General features: G+C 64.8%; 19 protein-coding genes and 4 pseudogenes. 13 read left to right on the forward strand and 10 right to left on the reverse strand.

Going from position 1 to position 20,355, the window contains the following annotated elements; genetic code table 11:
• Positions 1-312 precede the first annotated feature (312 nt).
• Genes W823_RS55050 through W823_RS55060 form a run of 3 tightly spaced genes read left to right on the forward strand, consistent with a single transcriptional unit; the run spans position 313 to position 2,402 of the window.
• Entirely contained in the window at positions 313-876 is a 564-nt protein-coding gene (locus W823_RS55050) for a type 1 glutamine amidotransferase domain-containing protein (protein ID WP_023963154.1), read from the forward strand.
• A 33-nt stretch (positions 877-909) separates the two neighbouring features.
• Positions 910-1,737: an oxygenase MpaB family protein gene (locus W823_RS55055; RefSeq protein ID WP_023963156.1), complete on the forward strand. Its 828-nt coding sequence runs from the start codon at positions 910-912 to the stop codon at positions 1,735-1,737.
• A gap of 29 nt (positions 1,738-1,766) precedes the next feature.
• Complete coding sequence (locus W823_RS55060; RefSeq protein ID WP_031333620.1) at positions 1,767-2,402, forward strand: LON peptidase substrate-binding domain-containing protein; 636 nt, start codon at positions 1,767-1,769, stop codon at positions 2,400-2,402.
• An 18-nt stretch (positions 2,403-2,420) separates the two neighbouring features.
• Here W823_RS55060 and W823_RS59405 read toward each other — a convergent pair whose 3' ends face one another.
• Entirely contained in the window at positions 2,421-2,936 is a 516-nt protein-coding gene (locus W823_RS59405) for a DUF4190 domain-containing protein (RefSeq protein ID WP_023963159.1), read from the reverse strand.
• 89 nt (positions 2,937-3,025) lie between these two features.
• A complete protein-coding gene (locus W823_RS0131040; protein WP_031333622.1) occupies positions 3,026-3,721 on the reverse strand; it encodes a hypothetical protein in 696 nt (231 codons plus the stop codon).
• Positions 3,722-3,739: 18 nt separating this feature from the next.
• On the opposite strand from W823_RS0131040, the gene W823_RS0131045 reads away from it, so the two are divergent.
• The 4 genes and pseudogenes from W823_RS0131045 (at position 3,740) to W823_RS55080 (ending at position 8,153) form a co-directional block, all read left to right on the forward strand.
• Positions 3,740-4,597 carry a rhodanese-related sulfurtransferase gene (locus W823_RS0131045; RefSeq protein ID WP_031333624.1) on the forward strand — a complete coding sequence of 286 codons (858 nt, stop codon included), beginning with the start codon at positions 3,740-3,742 and terminating at the stop codon, positions 4,595-4,597.
• Positions 4,594-5,631 (forward strand): GTP-binding protein, encoded by a 1,038-nt coding sequence (locus W823_RS55070; protein ID WP_023963163.1) that lies wholly within the window; start codon positions 4,594-4,596, stop codon positions 5,629-5,631. The genes W823_RS0131045 and W823_RS55070 overlap by 4 nt, the downstream gene beginning before the upstream one ends.
• Before the next feature lie 223 nt (positions 5,632-5,854).
• Positions 5,855-6,646, forward strand: a pseudogene (locus W823_RS59800) (N-acetylmuramoyl-L-alanine amidase); the annotation flags it as partial.
• A 556-nt stretch (positions 6,647-7,202) separates the two neighbouring features.
• On the forward strand, positions 7,203-8,153 hold the full coding sequence (locus tag W823_RS55080; protein WP_023963167.1) for an SDR family oxidoreductase: 951 nt from the start codon (positions 7,203-7,205) through the stop codon (positions 8,151-8,153).
• On the opposite strand, the gene nadE is transcribed toward W823_RS55080, so the two are convergent.
• Positions 8,122-8,946 carry an ammonia-dependent NAD(+) synthetase gene (nadE, locus tag W823_RS55085; protein ID WP_023963169.1) on the reverse strand — a complete coding sequence of 275 codons (825 nt, stop codon included), beginning with the start codon at positions 8,944-8,946 and terminating at the stop codon, positions 8,122-8,124. The two genes, W823_RS55080 and nadE, sit on opposite strands and share 32 nt — an antisense overlap.
• Before the next feature lie 6 nt (positions 8,947-8,952).
• Between nadE and W823_RS55090 the strand changes: the two genes are divergently transcribed.
• Together W823_RS55090 and W823_RS55095 are read left to right on the forward strand one after the other, a co-directional pair.
• Positions 8,953-9,759 carry a fructosamine kinase family protein gene (locus W823_RS55090; protein WP_038254717.1) on the forward strand — a complete coding sequence of 269 codons (807 nt, stop codon included), beginning with the start codon at positions 8,953-8,955 and terminating at the stop codon, positions 9,757-9,759.
• Positions 9,756-10,315, forward strand: a pseudogene (locus W823_RS55095) (nucleosidase). Before W823_RS55090 ends, W823_RS55095 begins: the two are co-directional and overlap by 4 nt.
• A 9-nt stretch (positions 10,316-10,324) precedes the next feature.
• Here W823_RS55095 and W823_RS56965 read toward each other — a convergent pair.
• The 5 genes from W823_RS56965 to W823_RS55120 all read right to left on the reverse strand — a co-directional run bounded on the left by W823_RS56965 (position 10,325) and on the right by W823_RS55120 (position 15,067).
• Positions 10,325-11,137, reverse strand: a complete 813-nt coding sequence (locus tag W823_RS56965; protein WP_023963173.1) for a DUF6542 domain-containing protein — start codon at positions 11,135-11,137, stop codon at positions 10,325-10,327.
• A 71-nt stretch (positions 11,138-11,208) separates the two neighbouring features.
• On the reverse strand, positions 11,209-11,703 hold the full coding sequence (locus tag W823_RS55105; protein WP_152538201.1) for a hypothetical protein: 495 nt from the start codon (positions 11,701-11,703) through the stop codon (positions 11,209-11,211).
• A 140-nt stretch (positions 11,704-11,843) separates the two neighbouring features.
• Positions 11,844-12,995, reverse strand: coding sequence for a DNA recombination protein RmuC (locus tag W823_RS55110; protein ID WP_023963177.1), 1,152 nt, complete (start codon positions 12,993-12,995; stop codon positions 11,844-11,846).
• A 51-nt stretch (positions 12,996-13,046) separates the two neighbouring features.
• Positions 13,047-13,550 carry a methylated-DNA--[protein]-cysteine S-methyltransferase gene (locus tag W823_RS55115; protein WP_023963179.1) on the reverse strand — a complete coding sequence of 168 codons (504 nt, stop codon included), beginning with the start codon at positions 13,548-13,550 and terminating at the stop codon, positions 13,047-13,049.
• Positions 13,550-15,067: an AlkA N-terminal domain-containing protein gene (locus tag W823_RS55120; protein ID WP_031333632.1), complete on the reverse strand. Its 1,518-nt coding sequence runs from the start codon at positions 15,065-15,067 to the stop codon at positions 13,550-13,552. The genes W823_RS55115 and W823_RS55120 overlap by 1 nt, the downstream gene beginning before the upstream one ends.
• Before the next feature lie 217 nt (positions 15,068-15,284).
• Between W823_RS55120 and W823_RS57580 the strand changes: the two genes are divergently transcribed.
• On the forward strand, positions 15,285-15,539 hold the full coding sequence (locus tag W823_RS57580) for a hypothetical protein (RefSeq protein ID WP_062798692.1): 255 nt from the start codon (positions 15,285-15,287) through the stop codon (positions 15,537-15,539).
• A gap of 4 nt (positions 15,540-15,543) precedes the next feature.
• Here the strand turns inward: W823_RS57580 and W823_RS55130 are convergent, their stop codons facing one another.
• Complete coding sequence (locus W823_RS55130; RefSeq protein WP_023963185.1) at positions 15,544-16,656, reverse strand: DNA glycosylase AlkZ-like family protein; 1,113 nt, start codon at positions 16,654-16,656, stop codon at positions 15,544-15,546.
• Positions 16,657-16,757: 101 nt separating this feature from the next.
• Between W823_RS55130 and W823_RS55135 the strand changes: the two are divergent.
• From W823_RS55135 to W823_RS59805, 3 genes and pseudogenes are all read left to right on the forward strand, one after another.
• Positions 16,758-17,983 (forward strand): annotated as a pseudogene (locus tag W823_RS55135) (AI-2E family transporter).
• Between the two features lie 69 nt (positions 17,984-18,052).
• Positions 18,053-19,132 (forward strand): redox-regulated ATPase YchF, encoded by a 1,080-nt coding sequence (ychF, locus tag W823_RS55140; protein WP_023963187.1) that lies wholly within the window; start codon positions 18,053-18,055, stop codon positions 19,130-19,132.
• 266 nt (positions 19,133-19,398) lie between these two features.
• Positions 19,399-19,665, forward strand: a pseudogene (locus W823_RS59805) (hypothetical protein); the annotation flags it as partial.
• A gap of 144 nt (positions 19,666-19,809) precedes the next feature.
• Here the strand turns inward: W823_RS59805 and W823_RS59180 are convergent.
• The gene (locus tag W823_RS59180; RefSeq protein ID WP_235189687.1) at positions 19,810-20,205 is read right to left on the reverse strand and encodes a DUF4145 domain-containing protein; all 396 of its coding nucleotides are present in this window, start codon (positions 20,203-20,205) and stop codon (positions 19,810-19,812) included.
• Positions 20,206-20,355 lie beyond the last annotated feature (150 nt).

Raw genomic sequence — 20,355 nt, forward strand, 5'->3', positions numbered from 1 at the left:
CGACGCAATTCGGATTGGTGCAATGCGGATCTGTCTTGGTCTTGTGGATGTCGCCCCCGAAAGTCCGGAACTCTTTCACCTCGACCTCCATCTGCTGGCCGCAGGCTGGACAATGGTGAATCACTGGTTTGCTATATGTCTTGGTTGCCATGCCCCACCGTAAGACTGTGATGTAGCTCACGTCTAGGCCCAATCGGCAGAGACTTTCCCCTCTGTCGCCTGTTTGTCGGCGAGGTGCACAGGGTATCCGGATCGGCGAGTGCAGATCGCGCCAAAAGCACACGTGCACAACACTTTGACCGGGAGGTTGCAATGGCAAACGAACTGAGTGGTCAGAAGATCGCATTCTTGGTCGCGCCGGAGGGTGTCGAGCAGGTGGAACTCACCGAGCCGTGGGAGGCGGTCAAGAAAGCGGGCGGTACGCCGTCTCTGGTCTCCCTTGAATCAGGGCAAATCCAGGCTTTCAACCATCTCGACAAAGCTGACCAATTCGCCGTCGACAAGGTGGTCGCGGAGGTCCCGTCGGCAGACTTTGACGCGTTGGTCCTGCCGGGCGGTGTCGCCAACCCCGACAATCTGCGAATGAACGACGAAGCCGTCAAGTTCATCTCCGGCTTCTTCACCGAGGGCAAACCGGTCGCCGCGATCTGTCATGCCCCGTGGACGCTCATCGAGGCCGGTGTGTTGTCCGACCGCACGCTGACATCGTGGCCCAGCCTGCGCACCGACATCACCAACGCCGGTGGGCAGTGGACCGATGAGGAAGTGGTTGTCGACAATGCCGGTTCGAACACGCTGATCACCAGCCGTAAGCCAGACGACCTACCCGCATTCTGCGAGGCGCTGATCCGGGAGTTCGCCGCCGACAACAGGTGACATCGGGCATCATCACCTGAAGTAGGGGGAACCGTGCGAACACCCACGAAGACCGCGGATTTGCTGACCCTCATGGGGAGCGCGAACAACACGGCGAACATCATCATGCAATTGGCGATGGCGCCTGTGGGCCACGGCGTCCGAGAAAGCCGGGTCGACTCCGGGAATGTCTTCATCCACCCCGTGAAGCGGGCACGGACAACCTTTTCGTTTCTCGCGGTCGCGTTGATGGGCGACGACGAGGACAAAGAGTTCGTGCGGGAGCAACTTCGGTCCGTTCACCACCAAGTGGTGTCCACGGCAGCCAGTCCCGTGAAATACAGCGCCAATGACCCACGCCTGCAACTCTGGGTTGCGGCATGCCTGTACCGCTGGTTCGTCGACCAATACGAGTTCTTGTACGGACCCATACCTCCTGGCCAGGCTGATGCCATTTACCGAGACGCCGCCACATTGGCGACAACTCTCAATGTGCGACCGCACATGTGGCCGGCCGACCGAGAACAGTTCGAGCGCTACTGGGAGGAGCAGCTCGGGTCGATCCACATCGACCCTGCGGTGCGCGAGCATCTGCTGGCCATCGCGGACCTCAGTTTCCTGCGAGGTCACGTGGGTCCGGTGGGCACCTTGCTTCACTTGACGCTGGGAAAGACCTACTTGTTCATGACCACAGGTAGCCTGCCCCAGCCGTTCCGTGACGAGATGGGCTTCCGGTGGTCGCCCGCGCAGCAGCGTGCCTTCGACGACATCCGGCGGATGGTGGCAGTGGTCGACCGAGTGGCGCCCGTGCTGAAGCTGATGATGCGGGCGCAAGTGTTGGATGTGCGGCTGCGGCGACGCGCCGGGATCCGGGTGTTCTGACGTGCCGGCAGCCAGGCATGCTGGGTGACATGAGCGCACACCCGATGTTTCCGCTGGGGATGACGCTGCTGCCCGGCGAACCGTTGAGCTTGCAGGTGTTCGAACCTCGCTACCGGACGATGATCGCCGACTGCACGTCCGCGGACGGCGACAACACGTTTGGCGTCGTCCTGATCGCGCGAGGCCACGAGGTGGGCGGCGGCGAAGAACGCGTGGACGTCGGCACACTTGCCTTCATCGAGGAATGCAGTCCACGTCCCGACGGCCGCTATCACCTGTCGTGCGTGGGTACCGAACGATTCCGGGTGAGGTCGTGGCTGCCCGACGACCCGTATCCGAAGGCCGACATCGAGCTGTGGCCGTCGCCGCAGACCGATGACCTGAACCTCGACCTCCAACCGGTGGTCCATCGACTCGACTCGTTGGCCGAAGCGCTGATGCGGATCCGGGGAATCGCGGTCGGCGATCGCCTCATCGAACCGCTCGACAACGACGAGACGGTGGAGACGAAGGTCTACGGCACCGCCGTGCGGCTGGGTCTCGGCCCGGCCGATCGTCTACGCATTCTGTCGGCGCCGACGACTGCAGAGCGTATCGATGCACTCTGCCAGGCCCTCGACGACCTGATCGCGGTCATCGAGTTCTCAGGACTGCCGAGTAACTGACCGCCTGAGTAGCGGTGGTCAGCTCGATCCGGAGCTTGCCGCGACCAGGATGACAAAGCCGATGATCCCGATCACCGAGATCGCGATTCCGATCCAGCCGAGGATCTGTCCGGCCTGGGCCATGCCCTTGCCGCTCTGCGTTCCCTGAGATTGGTCGATCTCTTTGATCGCCTTGTTGCCGAAGATCACCGCGGGAATGCTGACCAGGCCGCACACGAGCACAAATGCACCGATGCCCAGCACCAGCGAGATGACCGCACTGGTGTTGGTCTGGGCGACGGGGGTGTAGGGATACCCCGCGGGGTTGAACCCGGGCACCTGACCGTAACTCGGCTGGCCGTAGCCCTGTTGCCCATAGTTCGGCTGGCCGTAGCCCTGCTGGCCGTAGTTGGGCTGACCGTAGTCGGGCTGGCCGAATCCGGGCTGCTGGTAGCCGAACCCGGGGTCCGCGGGCGGCGGGTTGTCGCCGGCGCCCGGATCCTGTTTGCGCAGCGGATCGTTGGAGGGTGGCTCGTACGGCGGGGGATAGGTCATGGCCGTCACCTTTCAGGCTCGACTGGAGCGCTCGGGCTCAGCTGGAGTTGGTCAGGCAGCGGCCCGATTCGTGTGCCGAGTGTATCCGGCTAGCGCCCGGGTGTGGCGGTGGATTCCTCGCCGCCTTCGGTCAGTGCGGCCGGAGCCGGGTCGGCGCCGGACAGGGCGCGGTACTCACCGTCGCGCAGGGCAAACCCGTTGAGTGATCGGGTGTTCAGGCAGTACAGGCCGGAGTCGTCGTTCAGACATTGGAAGGTGCCGACGGAGATCGTGGAGCCCGTGGGCAACACCGAGCCCCGAACCCACACCCACGGTGTGTCGGCACAGGTCCCCTGGGTGGGGGTGTCGGTGAGGACAACGTAGTCGGCCTCCCAGTTGCAGTAGTCGCGGGTGGTCGTGGAGCCGCCGGCGGGGTTGGTGGGTTCGCACGCAAGGGTTGGCCGGTCCCGCTGCACGGTGGAGCAGTTGACCGCACCGTCTGCGGTTTCGAAATGAAACTGCGAGGTGTCCTCTATCGGACCCTCCTGTGTCTGCGCGGCCTGGTGATACATGCTGTTGTCGACGCGGGGCGCGGTGCTGATCGCGGTGGCCACGGTGAAGCCCTGTGATCGCCCGGCCGTGGTGCTCCGTGTGGTCGTGGTGGTGGAGGTCGCCGATTGCTCGGTGGACAATTCGTCGGTGGGCGGCAGTTCCGTGCGGGTGGGGCCGTCCTCCGGAAAGCAGCCGCCGAGCACCACCGCGGCCGCGACGGCTGCGATGGCCACGGCAATCGATCTGTTCCACATGTCCGTACCCTTACCCGTGTGTCGACACCCAAGATCGTGCTTTTCTACGTCTTCACGCCGCTGGCCGATCCAGAGGCAATCCGCCTATGGCAGCAAACTTTATGCGAGTCGGCGGGCGTGACGGGCCGGATCATCATCTCCGAGCACGGCATCAACAGCACCGTCGGCGGCGACATCACCGCGGTGAAGCGCTACGTCCGCGGCACCCGGGCATATCCGGCGTTCAAAAGTGCAGACATCAAGTGGTCCGACGGCGCCGGCGACGATTTTCCTCGCCTCAGCGTCAAGGTGCGTCCGGAGATCGTCACATTCGGGGCGCCGGACGAAGTGCAGGTCGATGACAGCGGCGTCGTCGGCGGGGGTGCGCACCTCACGCCCGAGGCTCTCCATCAGCTGGTTGCGGACCGCGGAGACGACGTCGTGTTCTTTGATGGCCGAAACGCGATCGAGGCGCAGATCGGTCGGTTCCGCGACGCGGTGGTGCCACCGACGCAGACCACCCGCGACTTCCTGGAAGTCATCGAGCGCGGTGACTACGACCACCTCAAGGACAAACCCGTGGTGACCTACTGCACCGGCGGTGTGCGGTGCGAGGTGCTGTCGGTGCTGATGCGCAACCGCGGGTTCGGTGAGGTCTATCAGCTGGATGGCGGAATCGTCCGGTACGGCGAACAATTCGGCGACGACGGCTTGTGGGAGGGCTCGCTCTACGTCTTCGACAAACGGATGAGCGTCGACTTCTCCGACCACGCGAAGGTCATCGGACATTGCGCGCAGTGTGGCGCAGCCACCAAGAACGTCGCCAACTATCCCGACGCCGACGGCAGAGACCTCGTTGTCGTCTGCCCCGACTGCCTCGCCGGACCGGAGCGATGACGACCGTTCCTGTTCTGATAGTCGCGGGGTTCCTGGGTGCCGGCAAGACAACTCTGCTCAACCACCTTCTCCGCAATCGGGCCGGTCTGCGAATCGGGGTGGTGGTCAACGACTTCGGAGCGGTGAACATCGACGCGATGCTGGTGGCGGGTCAGGTCGACGGCACGGTGGCGCTCGGCAATGGCTGCATGTGCTGCACGGTCGACGACGAGGGACTCGAGGCCACCTTTTCGGCGCTGACCACTCCGCGCGCCGCTCTGGACCTGATCGTGGTGGAGGCGAGCGGCCTGGCCGAGCCGCGCAATCTGGTGCGGATGGTCGCGGCGAGCACTCATCCGCGAATCGAGTACGGCGGCCTTGTCTACCTTGTCGATGCGGCGAATTATGAGGCCACACGGGAGCGCCATCCGCAGATCGATCAGCATGTTGCGCTCGCCGACATGATCGTGATGAACAAGGTGGACCTGGCCCAAGAATCGTCTGTCGACGCCGTGCGCAAACGGCTACGCGAGCGAAACGCCACCGCGCCGATCGTCGCGACCAGCGACTCCGCGATCGACGTCGGGCTGCTGTTGGATGCTGACGAGAAGCCCGTGGATGACAAGGCTCCGCGGCAGCTGGGTCTCGACGAGCTGCTGCTGGCCGAGGATCTGGGCGACGAAGACGACGGCGATGAGCACTGCGGTCATCTGCACCACGACTACCAATCGGTGTCTGTGACCGAGAGCGCCCCGATGAACCCGCGGGCGCTGGCGGCCTTTCTCGAACAACCCCCTGCGGGTGTGTTCCGTATCAAAGGATTCGTCTGGTTCGACGTGGTGGGGCACCGGCAGAAGTACGTCCTGCACACCGTGGGGAACTACGTGACGGTCCACGCCCAGCGCTGGGGGAAAGACGAGCCACGGCGTACCGAACTCGTGGTCATCGGGGTGGGCATCGACGAGGAGCAGGTGCGCCGGGTCCTGCTGGAGGCTCGCGCCGACGGCGACGTCGACAAGCAGGCCATGCTCAGCCTCACCCGCTACCTGCGGTAGCGCAGGGTACCTGCGGATCTGCCTGTCACAACCTGTGCCGCCGCACAGTTACGCATCGACCAGATCACAAGCCAACAACGGTTTCTGAGCTGCAGGTCGGCAATTTCCCAAAAGTCTCAACTACTGCTTGACTGTTACTGAAGTGAATATTGTGACTGATGTTGCGCCCATCGGGTGGAGCTCGGACTCGATTTCAGGCGTACTCGAAAGGAACACCGTGACCATGAAGAACCTCCGCGTCGCCGGGCTCACAGCCTTGGCGGTTGCGGCCTCCCTGATCGCGATGCCCACTGCGGCCAATGCCGAACCTGCACCGGCACAAGGGAACACGCTGGCAGGCAAGACTGTCTTCCTCGACCCCGGACATCAGGGGTCGGCTGCGGGCAACGACCTGAACAAACCGGTTCCTGACGGGCGTGGAGGCACGAAACCGTGTCAGACCACCGGAGCCACCAGCCCCGACGGGGTGCCTGAGCACAAGGTCAACTGGGACATCACCCAGCTGGTCAAGGCCGGACTCGAGAGCCAGGGCGCCAAGGTTGTCCTGAGTCGCCAGGACGACACCGGGTGGGGAGGGTGCATCGATGAGCGGGCCAACGCGGCCAACGCCTCGAACGCCGACCTGGCCGTGAACATCCATGCGGACTCGACCTCACCCGGCACCGATGCGGGTAAGAGTGGCTTCCACATCATCGTCCCCGAACTGCCCATCCCCGACGCGGCCGTGAACGAGGTGCAGTCGGGCAAGGGGCGCAAGGCCGCCGAGCAGATGCGTGACGCGTTCAAGAGTGCGGGGTTTGCACCCGCGAATTACGCCGGCGCGCAGGACGGACTGCAGACTCGCGCGGACATCGCGGCCGTCAACCTGACGAAGGTGCCGGACGTCTTCGCCGAGCTGGGCAACCTGTCGAACCCGGCTGATGCCGCTGCGTTGTCGGGTGCCGAGGGTCAGCTCAAGTACGCCATCGCCATCGTCGACGGCGCCATCAGGTACTTGCTGACCGGTGCCACCGCACCGACCCCCACGACCGCCCCCACCACGGGCACCACGCCTACCACCGCTACGGCGCCGACGACCGGAACCTCGCCGACGACGGCCGCGCCCTCCGCCGCCGGTACACAGCCGACCACGCCGGCGGCATCGACTGTCGCCCCGACCGCACCTTCCACCACCACGCCGTCGGCGACCACCCCGTCAACACCTGCGCGATCGACGACGACACCCTCGACGAGCACCCCGAAGGCAACCACGCCTTCGACCACACCGAAGACGACCACCACGACTCCCTCGCCGGGTATCGGGCTCCCACAGTTGCCTCTGGCCGGTCAGCAGTCCACTACACCCACCACCGAGCAGAGTGAGGGAATCGATCTGAGTGGTCTGCAGGCGATCCTGCCGCTGCTCGGGCAGCTGACGCAGACCGACGATCCCGAGGCCATCGAGGGTCTGCTGTCGAGCGAGGGAAGTGACGCCGCATCGCAGGTACTGCAGGCGATGTTGTCGGTCGTCTACGAGATGTTTGGCGGCAAACTCCCTATCTGAGTACGGACGTGACCCGTAGGGTTGGGTCATGAGTGTTCGAGATCTGTTGGTGATGAAGGCTCCAGTGCCCACCTTGCAGGGCAAACGGGTCCTGATTACCGGTGCGGGGAGCGGGATCGGCAAAGCCACTGCCGTGGCGGCCGCGCGTGAGGGTGCAGCGCTCGTGCTCACCGACATCGCCGCCGACAATCTCGACGAGACAGTCGCCGAGATCAAGCGCGCCGACGGCAAGATCCTGTTCCATCGTCCCGGTGACGTCGCGGACTACGAGTGGGTGCGCCGGTTCGCCCAGCAGGTGGACGCCGAGGTCGGCGTGATGGACGTGGTGATGAACATCGCCGGTGTATCTGCTTGGGGCACAGTGGAAAACCTGGAGCACCGTCACTGGAAGAAGATGATCGACGTCAACTTGATGGGCCCGATCCACATCATCGAGTGTTTCGTTCCGCAGATCGTGCGCCGTGGCCGTGGGGGCCATCTCGTCAACGTGTCGTCGGCGGCGGGCTTGCTCGCACTGCCCTGGCACGCGGCATACAGCGCCAGCAAGTTCGGCGTGCGCGGCGTGTCCGAGGTGCTACGAATGGACCTGCGCCGCCACAAGATCGGGGTCTCGCTGGTGTGCCCCGGCGGTGTCGACACACCACTGGTCAACACCGTGGACATCGCCGGCATCGACCGGGACAACCCGAAGGTTCAGCGGCAGATCGAACACTTCCACAAAGTGGCCGTCTCTCCCGAGCGTGCCGCCCAGGCCATTTTGCGTGGGGTGCGCAAAAACCAGTTCATGGTGTACACCTCGCTGGACATCCGATTCGGTTACTGGGTGGCCCGCAAGTTCGCCTTGCCGTACGAGGTGGTCATGCGTATTGCCAACAACCGATTCGACCAGCTGGCAAGAGTGAGTGGTCGTAACCTCGAATCTCTTGCCGTGCAGTCGGATTCGAATACTAGCTCGTCCACCAGTCGTCAAAAGGGCTGACCGGTACCGTTCGCTTGTGCCGGGTGCGCAGAAACAGTGATTCGATCCGTTCGGCCACCTGACCGTCCACCTCGTGGCCCTCGAGGTAGTCGTCGATCTGGCTGTAGGTGACACCCAGCACCTCTTCGTCCGGCAGCGCAGGCCGATCATCTTCGAGGTCGGCGGTGGGAACCTTCGAGGTCACCGAGTCGGGTGCGCCGAGATGCCGGAGGATCTGTGCCCCTTGCCGTTTGGTCAACCCGGTGAGGGGAGTGATGTCCACGCCCCCGTCGCCGTACTTGGTGAAGAATCCGGTGACGGCCTCCGCCGCGTGATCGGTACCGACCACCAGGAGGTTGTCGTGGGCGGCGATGGCGTACTGCAGCACCATGCGCTCGCGGGCCTTGATGTTGCCGCGCACCAGGTCTTCGAGCGGTTCGCCGATCGTCTGGACGACTTCCTCGGCAGTGGCGTCTGATCCTGGTTTGACGTTGCACACCACCGACCGGTCGGGCGCGATGAACGTCAATGCGATCTGCGCGTCGTCTTCATCGGCTTGTTCGCCGTAGGGAAGCCGTACCGCGACGAAGGTGGCTTCGGTTCCTTCTGATCGCAGGCCCTCGACCGCCAGCTGGCACAGTTTGCCGGTGAGGCAGGAGTCCTGACCGCCGCTGATTCCGAGGATGAATCCTGCCGAGCCGGCAGCCTTCAGGTACTTCTTGAGGAAGGCCACTCGCCGTTCCACTTCTGCTCCGGGGTCGATGGTGTCCGACACCTCGAGCTCGGTGATGATGCGCTTCTGCAGGCTGGTCATGAGGCGATGGTAGTGCGCCCTACGGTGATCCGGCACGCTGGACGGGTGAGCGCAGACGAGTACCGCAAGCATCAGCCCGGAGTGCACCCCGATTTCTTCATGGCCGAGGCGGCCGGTCTCCGGTGGCTCGCCGCCGCCGGAGCTCCCGTCGTGCGGGTGTTGGATGTGGGAGCTGACCACATCACCTTGGCCAGGGTGGCGACGTCGGCGCCCGGCAAGGCCGCCGCACGCGACTTCGGGTCCGCTCTGGCGATGATGCATGATGCGGGGGCCGACCAGTTCGGAAGCGGGCCACCTGATTTCGACGGCCAAATGTTCATCGGCCGGCGTCCCATGCCGTCAGACCCGACCGCCACGTGGGGCGACTTCTACGCCCGCCAGCGAGTGCTCCCATTTCTCGACGATGCGGTGTCTGCGGGAAACCTCGGTGCGGCCGACGAATCGGACACCAGGGCGGCGTGCGAGTTGATCGCCACGGGGGCGTTCGACGACGATGAGCGCCCAGCCCGGATCCATGGTGATCTGTGGAACGGAAACGTGATGTGGACATCGAAAGGGGTGGTGATGATCGATCCTGCCGCGCACGGCGGACACCGTGAGACAGATCTGGCGATGCTGGCGCTGTTCGGTTGTCCGGAATTGGGGGCGGTCATCGACGGGTATCAGGAGGCTCACGCGCTGAAACCCGGCTGGCGCGAGCGGATTGCGCTGCACCAGCTACATCCGCTGGCGGTGCACGCCGCCGGCCACGGTCCGCATTACGGGGTCGAGCTGGGCCGGGCCGCCCGTCGCACGCTGGAACTTGCGCGTTGAGCAACATCTTGGTGGTGTCGGCCACCCGATCAGAAGCAGCCTACGTACCTGCCGATCTGCCGCTGCTCATCTGCGGGATCGGCAAGGTCGCCGCTTCGATCGCGGTGACCCGGTCGTTGGCGGCCCATCCCGACCCCGCGTCGGTGACCGTGATCAACGTGGGCACTGCCGAGCGCTCCGGCATTCGATGGCCGGCCTGTATGTGCCCTCGGTGGTGCACCAGCACGACATCAGCAGCGCCGCTCTCACCGCGATGGGATACCCGGTGGTGGACCGGATCGAGCTGCCTGATGGGGACGGCAGCGAACTGGCCACCGGAGACACCTTTGTGGCCGACCCTGCTCACCGCGATGCGCTGGCGCATCGGGCTGCGCTGGTCGACATGGAGGGTTTCGCGATCGCCCGGGCTGCCGAAGAGTTCGGGGCGCGGTGCCGCCTGGTGAAGGTTGTCAGCGACGACGCAGACGAGCACGCCATGGATTGGCCGGCCAGGGTGGATGCGGTGGCAGGACTCCTCGGCGACTGGCTTCGAACCCAGGTGGCGGTCGCGTCCTGACCGGGGGACTCAGCTGGGTTCGCGGTACCGGAGCCGGGGGGAGTCGGTCAGATCATCGGGCGCCCGGTAAGCCCGTGCGCCCGGAGGCGGTGGGTCGTACGTAGATGCGCGCCGACGACCAGGCTCGGGGGCTTCCGGAACAGCCCGGCGGCGGCGAGGGGCCGCGGCCGGATCCGATGCCCGGTTCGCAGCGCGGTCGCGCGGCTCGGTGGATCGGGCGCCCGCGCGAGGCGCTTGGCCACTTCGCGACCGCGAGGTGGTTGCCGCGGGTGGCGTCGACTGGTCGGATCGGCTCGCACGGGTTCTCGCTGGAGTGTCCGTGGATGCGGCAGGGCGTCGACCCGTGGCCGGGCGACGATCGCTCTTGGTGAGGACGACTGTCTTCTTGGGATGGGTGAACCACACTCGCGCCGCGGCGATCGCGAGCACCGCGACAAAGGTCCAGCCCATCAGAGGAAAGAGCTTGGCAACCGGAAGAGCCACGTTGAAGATCAGCCGCTTGACGCCGGAGTCACTGTCGGACACCAGGAAGTAGAGGGTCACCACCGCGACGACGAACAGGATGAGCGGGGGTTGTGTGACGGCGGTGAACAGCGCGCGTCGGCGTACCGCGAGTACCGCGGCGATGCAGCCGATCACGTAGAGGGCCCGGAATCCGAACCCGAGGCTGGTTTCGTCACCGGCGAGCGCGAGGACCGCACCCAACACCGTCAGGCCACCGGCGAGCAACACCGCGCCCCACCACGGAACCCCGGGTGCGGTGGGAAGTGCGGATTGCTCATCGAGGGGAACCCCCGAGCGAGAGCGCGGGCCAGAAATCACATGTCGACCGTACCGGTAAACCCTGAGAAACCCGGTAACGAACCCGTGGGATCGAATTGTGGCGAGTATCGCTAACGGGGGCCGTCGAGCGAGGCCCGGCCCGGCAGACCCGACCCGGGAACGCTCCCCACACGGGCTCCCGTGGACGTCGTGGTGATCGCGTGCGCGCATGTGAAGTCCGCCGCCCGCGCGAGCGTCCGCGGTCCGCGCCGGTTCGACGACTGCACGGCTCGCTCCCGTATCAGCAGGGTGCGCACGTGGTCGGCCGACCCGATTCCGCTGCAGCCTGGCTGTTGCCCGGTGGTCCGAGTCGCGTTCACGACGGCCGCGGTGACCTTCGCGTGTGTGAGGACACTGCCGAGCGAGCCGGTGTTCGCGGTTTCGACATTGGCGGCCACGGCCGCCGCCGGTGTGATCACCTGGCCGGTCAGCTCATGGTCGGCGTTGCCTCCGGCCGCGAATGCGAATGCTCCCACGGCTGCGGTGGTGAGGAGCCAGCCACTGACCACGCCGGCGCTTCGAAGAGTTCCGGATGACGGTGTCTGAGGAACGCGGCTGACATGCATGTGACTGACTCCAGGTTTTGAAGGGAACTGGAATCACTGTGGCGTCTGCCGCTTGGACTGGGCTTGAAGATGACTAGGAAGCCACGCGACCGGGCCTTCCAAGTCATCTTGTCCATTCCAAGAAGGCCGGTCGGTGCACGTCAGACCAGCCCGGCACCGGTGCGTCTGGGCTGGGAGTCGATCGGAACCGGCGGGGCGAGGTCATCGAGGTCGGCAAATGCGTCGAGTTCGGACAATTTGCGGGCGGTGACGGTGATCCGTGAATCGATGGTGCCGATCGCGCCGTTGTAGGAGTCCACGGCCTTGGACAGCGAACCCCCGAGCTTGTCCAGGTGGCGGGTGACCATCCCGATGCGTTGGTACAGCTCTTTGCCGAGATGGTGGATCTGCTGGGCATCTCGGGTCAGAGCTTCCTGACGCCAGCCCAGCGCGATCGTTCGGAGCAGGGCAACCAGATTGGTGGGAGTGGCGATCACGACGTTCTGGTCGAATCCGAAGTCGAGGAGGTCTGGATCGGCGCGGCACGCCATCTCCAAGATGGCCTCACCCGGGACGAACAGCACCACGAACTCCGGTGAGTTGCCGACCGATTCCCAATAGGACTTCGACGACAGGTGCTGCACATGGGCGCGCAGAGCGCGGGCGTGCGCGCGGTAGCCCTGCGCGCGTGCGGTCGGGTCGGTGCTGTCAGCGGCTTCCAGATATGCCGACAACGGCACTTTCGCATCGATGACGATGTCTTTGCCTCCGGGAAGGTGCACCACGAGGTCGGGCCGGACGCGGCTCGAGTCGTTGGTGGTTCCGGCGGCCTGCGTCGTGAAGTCGCAGTGCCGCTGCAGACCCGCCGCCTCGATCACGCGCTCGAGATGCAGTTCGCCCCACCTTCCGCGGGCTTGTGGGGAACGCAGCGCTCCGGCCAGTTGTTCGGCCTGCGACCCCAGATGTGCTGTGGTCTGGCGCATTCCGGTGACCTGTTCGGAAAGGCCCGCATAGGCCGCGATGCGGTTGCGTTCGGTACGGCGCAGCTCGCCCGCGAGCGAGTCGAGCGTGTCACGCAGCGGGCCGACGATGTGCGAGACCTGCTGGCCGATCGCCCCGGACTGGCGGCGGGCGGCATCCTCGCTGGCTGCCGACAACGATCGGACCAGTAGATCGTGATTGGCATGCGCGGCTTCGGCCTCCGCCCGCGCGACAGCCACTTCGGTGTTGGATCGGCCGGCGTGCACAAACCATCCGAGCGCGAATCCGATCACCAGCGCGAGGACGAGCAGTAGAACTGCGGTGGTACCCATGGTGTTGATGGTGCATCAGGGGTCGGACATCGTCGGGGAGGCGCGGTGGTCTCAGGCCCGTTCTTCGTGGGCGATCAGCCATCGTTTGACGTCGAGGCCGTACCGGAAACCCCCGAGGGTCTTGTCGGTACGCAGCACTCGATGACAAGGGACGAACAGGGCCGCGGCGTTGCGGGCACATGCGCTCGCAGCAGCGCGGATCGCGGCGGGCCTGCCGCTGCGGGCCGCGTACTCCGTGTAGCTGACCGGAGACCCGGCGGGCACTTCTCGCAGCACGTCCCAGGCATGTTCGAGGAACTCACCCGATCGTTGCCGGACAGGGATGTTGTCGATGGCCGTCAGGTCGCCTTGGTGGTAGGTCTTCGCGGCAGTGGTGACCTCACCCAGATCGGGCTTGTCCACCAATGTCAGCGGACGGATCGACTTGTGGACAAGGGCTTTGAGGTATTCGGGATCGTCGGACCATCCGGAGGCGAGCACCCGACCGTCGCTGTCGACGATCATGGTGAATGGTCCGGTGGGTGTCGAGATGGTGGACCAGGCAGCTGTACTCATCAGATCTTCTCTCTTGTGGGTGCAGGGATGGAGGTGGGTGTGGGCGCCAGCATCGGAACCGTTCGTGCGAGGGCTTGGGCCCACAGGTGCATCGATGCGTACGAGCGCCACGGCGACCAGTGTCCGGTGGCGCCGAGATCGATCTTCAGGTCCTGAGCCGAGCGTTTGAGCACCAGGTCGGTACTGAGCAACACGTCGGGATTGTTGAGCAGTCGCATCGTCACGTAGTCCGCGGTCCACGAACCGATTCCGCGTTGGGCGAGCAGCTGGGCACGCACCTCCGCTGCCGGCATCCCTGGATGGATGGTGAGGTGGCCGTCGGCTACGGCTCGGCTCACGTCGACGATGGCCGAGGTGCGGGCGGCCGGCCCGGTGAGCACCTGCATCCCTCGCTCGGCCACTGCGCCGGCCGTGGGGAAGAGGTGGGTGATGTCACCGTCCGGCTCGGTCAGAGGTTCCCCCAGGGCCGCAACCAGTTTGGCGGCGTGGGTCCGTGCGGCAGGTAAGGAGATCTGCTGGCCGATCATCGTACGAAGGAGAACTTCGAAGGCGTCGGTACATCCGGGGGCTCGTATGCCCGGGCGTTCGGAGATCAGAGGCGCCAGAGCAGGATCTGCCGCGAGGACCTCGTTGGCCGCGGCCACGTCGGCGTCCAGATCCAGCAACTGCCGGACGCGGTGCACCGCCACTCCGAGGTCGCGCATGTCGTGCAACCGGAGGTCGGCGCGGACATGGTCGGACAGTATCTCCAGACCCACGATCACCGGCCCGTGCGGCAACGACATCGAACGTCGGTAGATACGGCCATCCCAGCTCTCCACACCCGCCACGGCGTGTCCGGACAGGAACCACCGCAACCAGGGTGGAGTGAACGGCTGGCGGACAGCGAGTTTCAGTGTGACGGCACTGCCGGTGGCACCTGGTGCGTTGGTGGCACCCTTGGCACGCAGAGCGGTGGGCGTCTGGGCGAACACCTCGCGCACTGTGTCGTTGAACTGCCGGATGCTGGCGAAGCCCGCGGCAAATGCGATGTCCGACATCGGCATCGTGGTGCATTGAATGAGCATCCGCGCGGTGGTGGCCCGGTAGGCCCTGGCCAGGGCGAGTGGTCCGGCGCCGATCTGTTCACCGAGAACCCGCCCGAGTTGGCGTGGGGAGTACCCGAGGTGCTGGGCCAGGCCGTTCACCCCGCCCCTGTCCACGATGCCGTCCTCGATCAGTCGCATGGCACGCGAGGCAAGGTCGGAGTTGATGTTCCAGCGCGGCGAACCCGGGACGGCATCGGGGAGGCAACGACGGCAGGCGCGATAGCCGTTCTGCTGGGCGGCCGCGGCTGTCAGGACAAAAGAGACATTGCCAGGCTTGGGCGTGATGGCCGGGCACGATGGCCGGCAATAGATGCCGGTGGTGCGCACCGCCACGAAGAACTGACCGTCGAACCGGGCGTCGCGTGCCTGTAGCGCGCGGAAGCAACGGTCGAAGTCGAGTTGGCTCGCACTGATCGCGGTGGTGGGCATGGCACCACTCTGGCAGTATTCCGGCACTCTTACTAGCGGGAATCGGACGCGGCCGTCACGGGGGTTCTGGGCCGCTCACGCGAGCCTGGCGGCCCGCGTGAGACGCTGTGTCCCAGATCACGTGGAAGCTGTGGCGGTTGACCTGAAACTGTCGACTTTCAGGCTCTTTGCGCAGGAAAAGGCGGACAAAACGTCCAACCCGTGCCAGAGTGGAAATATGTACGTAACACGATGGGGACGCAAAGAGGCGCCGTTGTCGCAGTTTCCCGGCTGGGGTGTCGAGATCATGATGGGTCTCTACGGCGAACAGTCGGTGCGGTCGGCGATCGAGGCCGAGAAGAACGCTTCTGCCGGGTCGGTCCGGCCCGCCGCGGGTACGGATCTGCCGCAGCCGAAAGACGTGGATCCGGTGCAGCAAGACCTCGACGCGGTCGGCGGGATGTTCCGCTGGCTGCAGCGTCGACGCGCCTAGGGCATCACTCCACGGTGTCGATGCCGGCGAGTTCGACGCCGCGAAACCGCGCCAATCTCTCGGCCTCGACAGCGATGGCCTTCTGCACTTTCGTGGTGTGACGGACCCACGGCTCGACCTTGATCCGTAATTTCTTGCCCGCCTTGGCGGGACGCCAGGTGCCCACCGGTTCGGCTGCCGCAAAAATCACTCCCGGTCTACCCAGGACCGGCCACACGGTTTTACGGCGATCAACCTCAGGGACCAGCATCTCTCGGTCGCGTCCTTGCAGTAGAGCGTCATACGGTCCGGCGAGCCGGACAGCCGTCGGCTGTGGGGGATCGGTCAGGACGTCGATCGCCTCGATCAACGCCGATTTGCCCTGACCTTCGACGTCGACATCGAGAACGTCATCGGGCCAGTGCGCCTTGACCTCTTTCACCGGTGCGTCCACAAACGCCGCCACCTCTTGGGCCGTGGAAGGACCGTAGAACCGCAGATAGTTGCGGATGAGGTCGAATTGTGGGGACGCGCCGGCGTCAGGCCTACGGAATTCGTTGGGGCGCAGACCTTTCACCCTGTGCAACACCGGTGGGCTGGTGTTCGGGACCAGTTCGAGACCGGCCTGCAGAGCCGCGAGGCGAAACGTCTGCTCATGTGGGTGCACCGCACCGCACGGTTTGCAGTCCCGTAGGTGGTGCTCGGGCAGCTCGGTGGTCAACCGGCTCGACATCTCGCCCTTCACCATCGTGTCGGTGACGATGGCGCGCATCGTGGTGGCCAGCTCGCGCAGAGCCACCAGGGTGTCGACGCCTGCGTCCTTGAACTTCTTGTTGGCGTCGAAGATCCGTTTGGCGGCATCGGGTGACGAGTAGGGGCTGACGGCCACCGCGACATCACCGAGGTCGGCCCGCCGGTAATAGTGTGGCGCTCCACGCACCGTCCAGGCCACGGTGAGACCATCCATCGCGGCCGCTGACATCCCCCGGATCGTCAAAGCCCAAGGGGCGCCGTCGGGTCCCGTGTCCTGCACTCCGAAGTCGAGCAGATCGCAGTCCTCGCCGGTTGCCTCAGGGCGTTCGAGTTGCTGAGCGAACCACCGGGCAGCAAGAACCTGTTCGCGACGAATCGACTGCATGATGACCTCCTCGTGACAACCGTACGGAGCACCGGCGACATCCTGTGAGCCGTTCGATGTCGAGTTCGGTCCCGGTCGGCGTCGTATGTGACGATCACACCATGGCAACAACACCGTCGGACGACGCGTCGGAGCAAGTTCGGCCCAAGGTCACCAAGTCCGTGACCGGTCCACGCCGCCGGTCGCACCCCACCCGCGGCAGGGTGATCGGGAACGGTATGGCGTGGACGGCCAAGCACAGCCTCCGGATCATCTTGATCACGATCGCCGCCTGGATCGCGGCGTGGGTCATCGGCAAGTTGTGGACGATTCTGCTGCCCATCGCCATTGCGCTCATCGTCTGCACGGTGCTGTGGCCGCCCGTGCGTTGGTTGCGGTCCAAGGGTGTCGCGCCTGCCGCGGCAGCCGGCCTGGTCCTGGTTCTCGCGCTTTTGGTGGTGGCCGGGGTGATCAGCGCGATCGCACCGTCCGTCGTCGACCAGTCCACCGATCTGGCGAACCAGGCCACGGAGGGTGTCGAGAAGGTGCAGGAGTGGCTGCACGGTCCGCCCTTCCGGTTCAGCGAAGACCAGCTCAACGACGGCGTGGACGCCATCACCAGCCGCATCCAGGACTCGAGCGCCACCATCGCCTCGGGTGTCTTCTCCGGCGTGACCGCGGCGACGTCTGTTCTGATCACGCTGTTCACGGTGATCTTCCTGGTGTTCTTCTTCCTCAAGGACGGACCGCGATTCGTGCCGTGCTCCGCCGGGCGAGCGGCCAGCCGGTCGCCGAGCACCTCGCAGAGGTGATGACGAGGGTGTGGTCGACGCTGGGTGCCTTCATCCGGACCCAGGCGCTGGTCAGCTTGATCGACGCCGTGCTGATCGGGCTCGGCCTGGTGATTCTCGGTGTGCCACTTGCGTATGCGCTGGCCATCATCACCTTCATGGGCGGGTTCATCCCGATTGTCGGTGCGTTTGTGGCCGGCGCTCTGGCGGTGTTGGTGGCCTTGGTGGGGAACGGTGTGTGGACTGCCCTGATCGTGCTGGGCATCATCGTGGCCGTCCAGCAGTTGGAAGGAAACGTGCTGCAGCCGTGGCTGCAGTCGAGGTCGATGAACATGCATGCGGTCATCGTCTTGCTGTCGGTGTCACTCGGTGGATCGCTGTTCGGCATCGTCGGTGCCTTCTTGGCGGTCCCGGTCGCGGCGGTCGGCACGGTGATCCTGCGGTACCTCGATGAGCAGATCGCCATCCGCGCCGGCGAGACGGTGGAAGCGGACGAAGAGGACGATGATCTGGTGGTTCCCAAGGGCGAATTGCCCACCGATCCCGAACCCACGTAAGCACTCGCACGGCGCCGGGGATCGTACGGCGCGCCGACGTGCTCCGGGCGGCAACTAGACTGGTCGGTTGTGAGTCTTACCCTCGGTATCGTCGGACTGCCCAACGTCGGCAAATCCACCCTTTTCAATGCGCTGACCCGCAACGATGTGCTCGCCGCGAACTACCCGTTCGCCACAATCGAGCCCAACATCGGTGTGGTGGAGTTGCCCGACTCGCGGCTGGCCCGGCTCGCGGAGATCTTCTCCAGCGAGCGCATCCTCCCGGCCACGGTGTCGTTTGTCGACATCGCGGGCATCGTCAAGGGCGCGTCGGAGGGCGAGGGGATGGGTAACCAGTTCCTCGCCAACATCCGCGAAGCCGAAGCCATCTGCCAGGTGGTGCGGGTGTTCGCCGATGACGATGTGGTGCACGTGGACGGCCGGGTCGATCCGGTGTCCGACATCGAGGTGATCGAGACCGAGCTCATCCTCGCCGACATGCAGACGCTCGAGAAGGCGCTGCCGCGGCTCGAGAAGGATTCGCGGAAGAACAAGGACCTCGTCGAGGTCGTGGCGGCCGCCCAGGCCGCGCAGAAGGTGCTCGACGAAGGCAAGACCCTGTTCTCACAGAAGGACTCGCTGGACTTCGCGAAACTCCGTGAGCTGCATCTGATGACCACCAAGCCGTTCCTCTACGTGTTCAATGCCGATGAGTCCGTGCTAACCGATGCCGACCGCATCGCTGAACTCAAAGCTGTTGTGGCCCCGGCAGACGCGGTGTTCCTGGACGCCAAGGTGGAGAGCGAGTTACTCGAACTCGACGCCGAGGATGCCCAGGAACTTCTTGACTCCATCGGCCAGGACGAGCCCGGCCTGCATTCGCTGGCCCGCGCGGGATTCCACACCCTGGGGCTGCAGACCTACCTCACTGCGGGACCAAAAGAGTCGCGCGCGTGGACAATTCACAAGGGCGACACCGCGCCCAAGGCTGCAGGTGTCATCCACACCGACTTCGAAAAGGGATTCATCAAAGCCGAGATCGTGTCCTTCGACGACCTCGACGCCGCCGGCTCGATGGCTGCGGCAAAGGCTGCAGGCAAGGTCAGGATGGAAGGCAAGGACTACGTGATGGCCGACGGTGATGTCGTGGAGTTCCGCTTCAACGTTTAGGCGTCTTCATGTGACGCGTAAAGGGCGAGGTCACGGGGTCGGTTATTCCGTCCTCGAGGCTGGTCAAACCGTCGCTAGGACGGTCTCGGTACGCCGTAGGTTCGACCGTCGTCCGTCGTCCGTGGCCGGTTCGGGGCTCGACGGGGCTGGACGGGGCTGGAAACCGCGTGAAGGTGCGGAACAGCGTGTCGACGTTGGGCGGAGACGATTAGGTGATCGTGCCGCCGAAGAACAATCGCACGCGAACAGTGGCGTTGACGGCGGGGATGGTCGCTCGCCGAACTCCAGAAGCACGCGGAACGACAAGCGGGGCTCGGTGCCTTTGGGCCGGACTGCTACGTGTGGCCGTCGCCGGTCGCGACCGCAGACGCGCCGTTCGGATCTATGCCGATGCACTGGGGCCGAGACTTTTACCTCAAGTACTGGAAGCCTGCTGCTACTCGCGCGGGCTACCGAAGACGCTTCGTGCGCATGACCTACGGCATGCCTGTGCGTCGCTGCTGATCGCGGCGAACCTACCCGCGAAAGCAGTTCAGGAGCACCTAGGACACAGCTCTTACAAAATCACAATGGACATCTACGGACACCTCTACGAAGACGCCAGCGATAAGCTGACCGACGCTCTAGGCGCTGCTTTCGCGAGTGATACGACGTCGAACCGACAAACGTGCGGCAGCTTAGGGGTTAGTGTTGGCCGCCTTGGGTATAGGCGGCATTGCCTTTGCCAAACGTCCAGGCACGAGGTAGAGGAACTCGATCAGCTGCCGGACGAATCGCTGGAGCTCGGATGCTTGGCCCATGGTGATCGGTTCAAACTTTTCAGCGTGTGCGCCGGCATTTCCGGTCTTGCGAATATGGGTTGCCCATACACCGAATGATTCCCACAGGGTCTTGTCGATAACCATCTGTTCGATGCGGTCGTAGAGGGTCTTCTTGCTTTTTGCAGCCTCACTACCCTTGTCCTCCACAATATGTGCGAGCGCGGTTCGTAGCATCGCTGCGGCGGCGTGAGGGGCCTGTACGCCAAGGCAACGAACCGCCTCGGAGTATGCCCCGGCCACGTTCTCGTCCACCGAGTCATCCAAACCGTCTACCCCAGGCGTCGGCCACCACGTAGTGCCGCGAGTTGTGAGTGTCCGCCCGTGAATCTCAGTCACCTCCTCTACCACTAGTACATAGTCCAGGCAGCCCTGGCACTGCAGAACCACCCCAAGCTCGCTAGG

The organism is Williamsia sp. D3, from assembly GCF_000506245.1.
GTDB lineage: Bacteria > Actinomycetota > Actinomycetes > Mycobacteriales > Mycobacteriaceae > Williamsia > Williamsia muralis.

Coding starts and splice junctions, on each gene's coding strand:
- W823_RS0131040 (WP_031333622.1), bottom strand. CDS start 3,721: ATGTGGAACAGATCGATTGCCGTGGCCATCGCAGCCGTCGCGGCCGCG.
- W823_RS57580 (WP_062798692.1), top strand. CDS start 15,285: ATGTACGTAACACGATGGGGACGCAAAGAGGCGCCGTTGTCGCAGTTT.
- W823_RS55050 (WP_023963154.1), top strand. CDS start 313: ATGGCAAACGAACTGAGTGGTCAGAAGATCGCATTCTTGGTCGCGCCG.
- W823_RS55105 (WP_152538201.1), bottom strand. CDS start 11,703: ATGCATGTCAGCCGCGTTCCTCAGACACCGTCATCCGGAACTCTTCGA.
- W823_RS55080 (WP_023963167.1), top strand. CDS start 7,203: ATGAGTGTTCGAGATCTGTTGGTGATGAAGGCTCCAGTGCCCACCTTG.
- W823_RS59405 (WP_023963159.1), bottom strand. CDS start 2,936: ATGACCTATCCCCCGCCGTACGAGCCACCCTCCAACGATCCGCTGCGC.
- W823_RS55060 (WP_031333620.1), top strand. CDS start 1,767: ATGAGCGCACACCCGATGTTTCCGCTGGGGATGACGCTGCTGCCCGGC.
- W823_RS55130 (WP_023963185.1), bottom strand. CDS start 16,656: ATGCAGTCGATTCGTCGCGAACAGGTTCTTGCTGCCCGGTGGTTCGCT.
- W823_RS55070 (WP_023963163.1), top strand. CDS start 4,594: ATGACGACCGTTCCTGTTCTGATAGTCGCGGGGTTCCTGGGTGCCGGC.
- W823_RS55090 (WP_038254717.1), top strand. CDS start 8,953: ATGGTAGTGCGCCCTACGGTGATCCGGCACGCTGGACGGGTGAGCGCA.
- W823_RS55120 (WP_031333632.1), bottom strand. CDS start 15,067: ATGCCCACCACCGCGATCAGTGCGAGCCAACTCGACTTCGACCGTTGC.
- W823_RS55115 (WP_023963179.1), bottom strand. CDS start 13,550: ATGAGTACAGCTGCCTGGTCCACCATCTCGACACCCACCGGACCATTC.
- nadE (WP_023963169.1), bottom strand. CDS start 8,946: ATGACCAGCCTGCAGAAGCGCATCATCACCGAGCTCGAGGTGTCGGAC.
- W823_RS55110 (WP_023963177.1), bottom strand. CDS start 12,995: ATGGGTACCACCGCAGTTCTACTGCTCGTCCTCGCGCTGGTGATCGGA.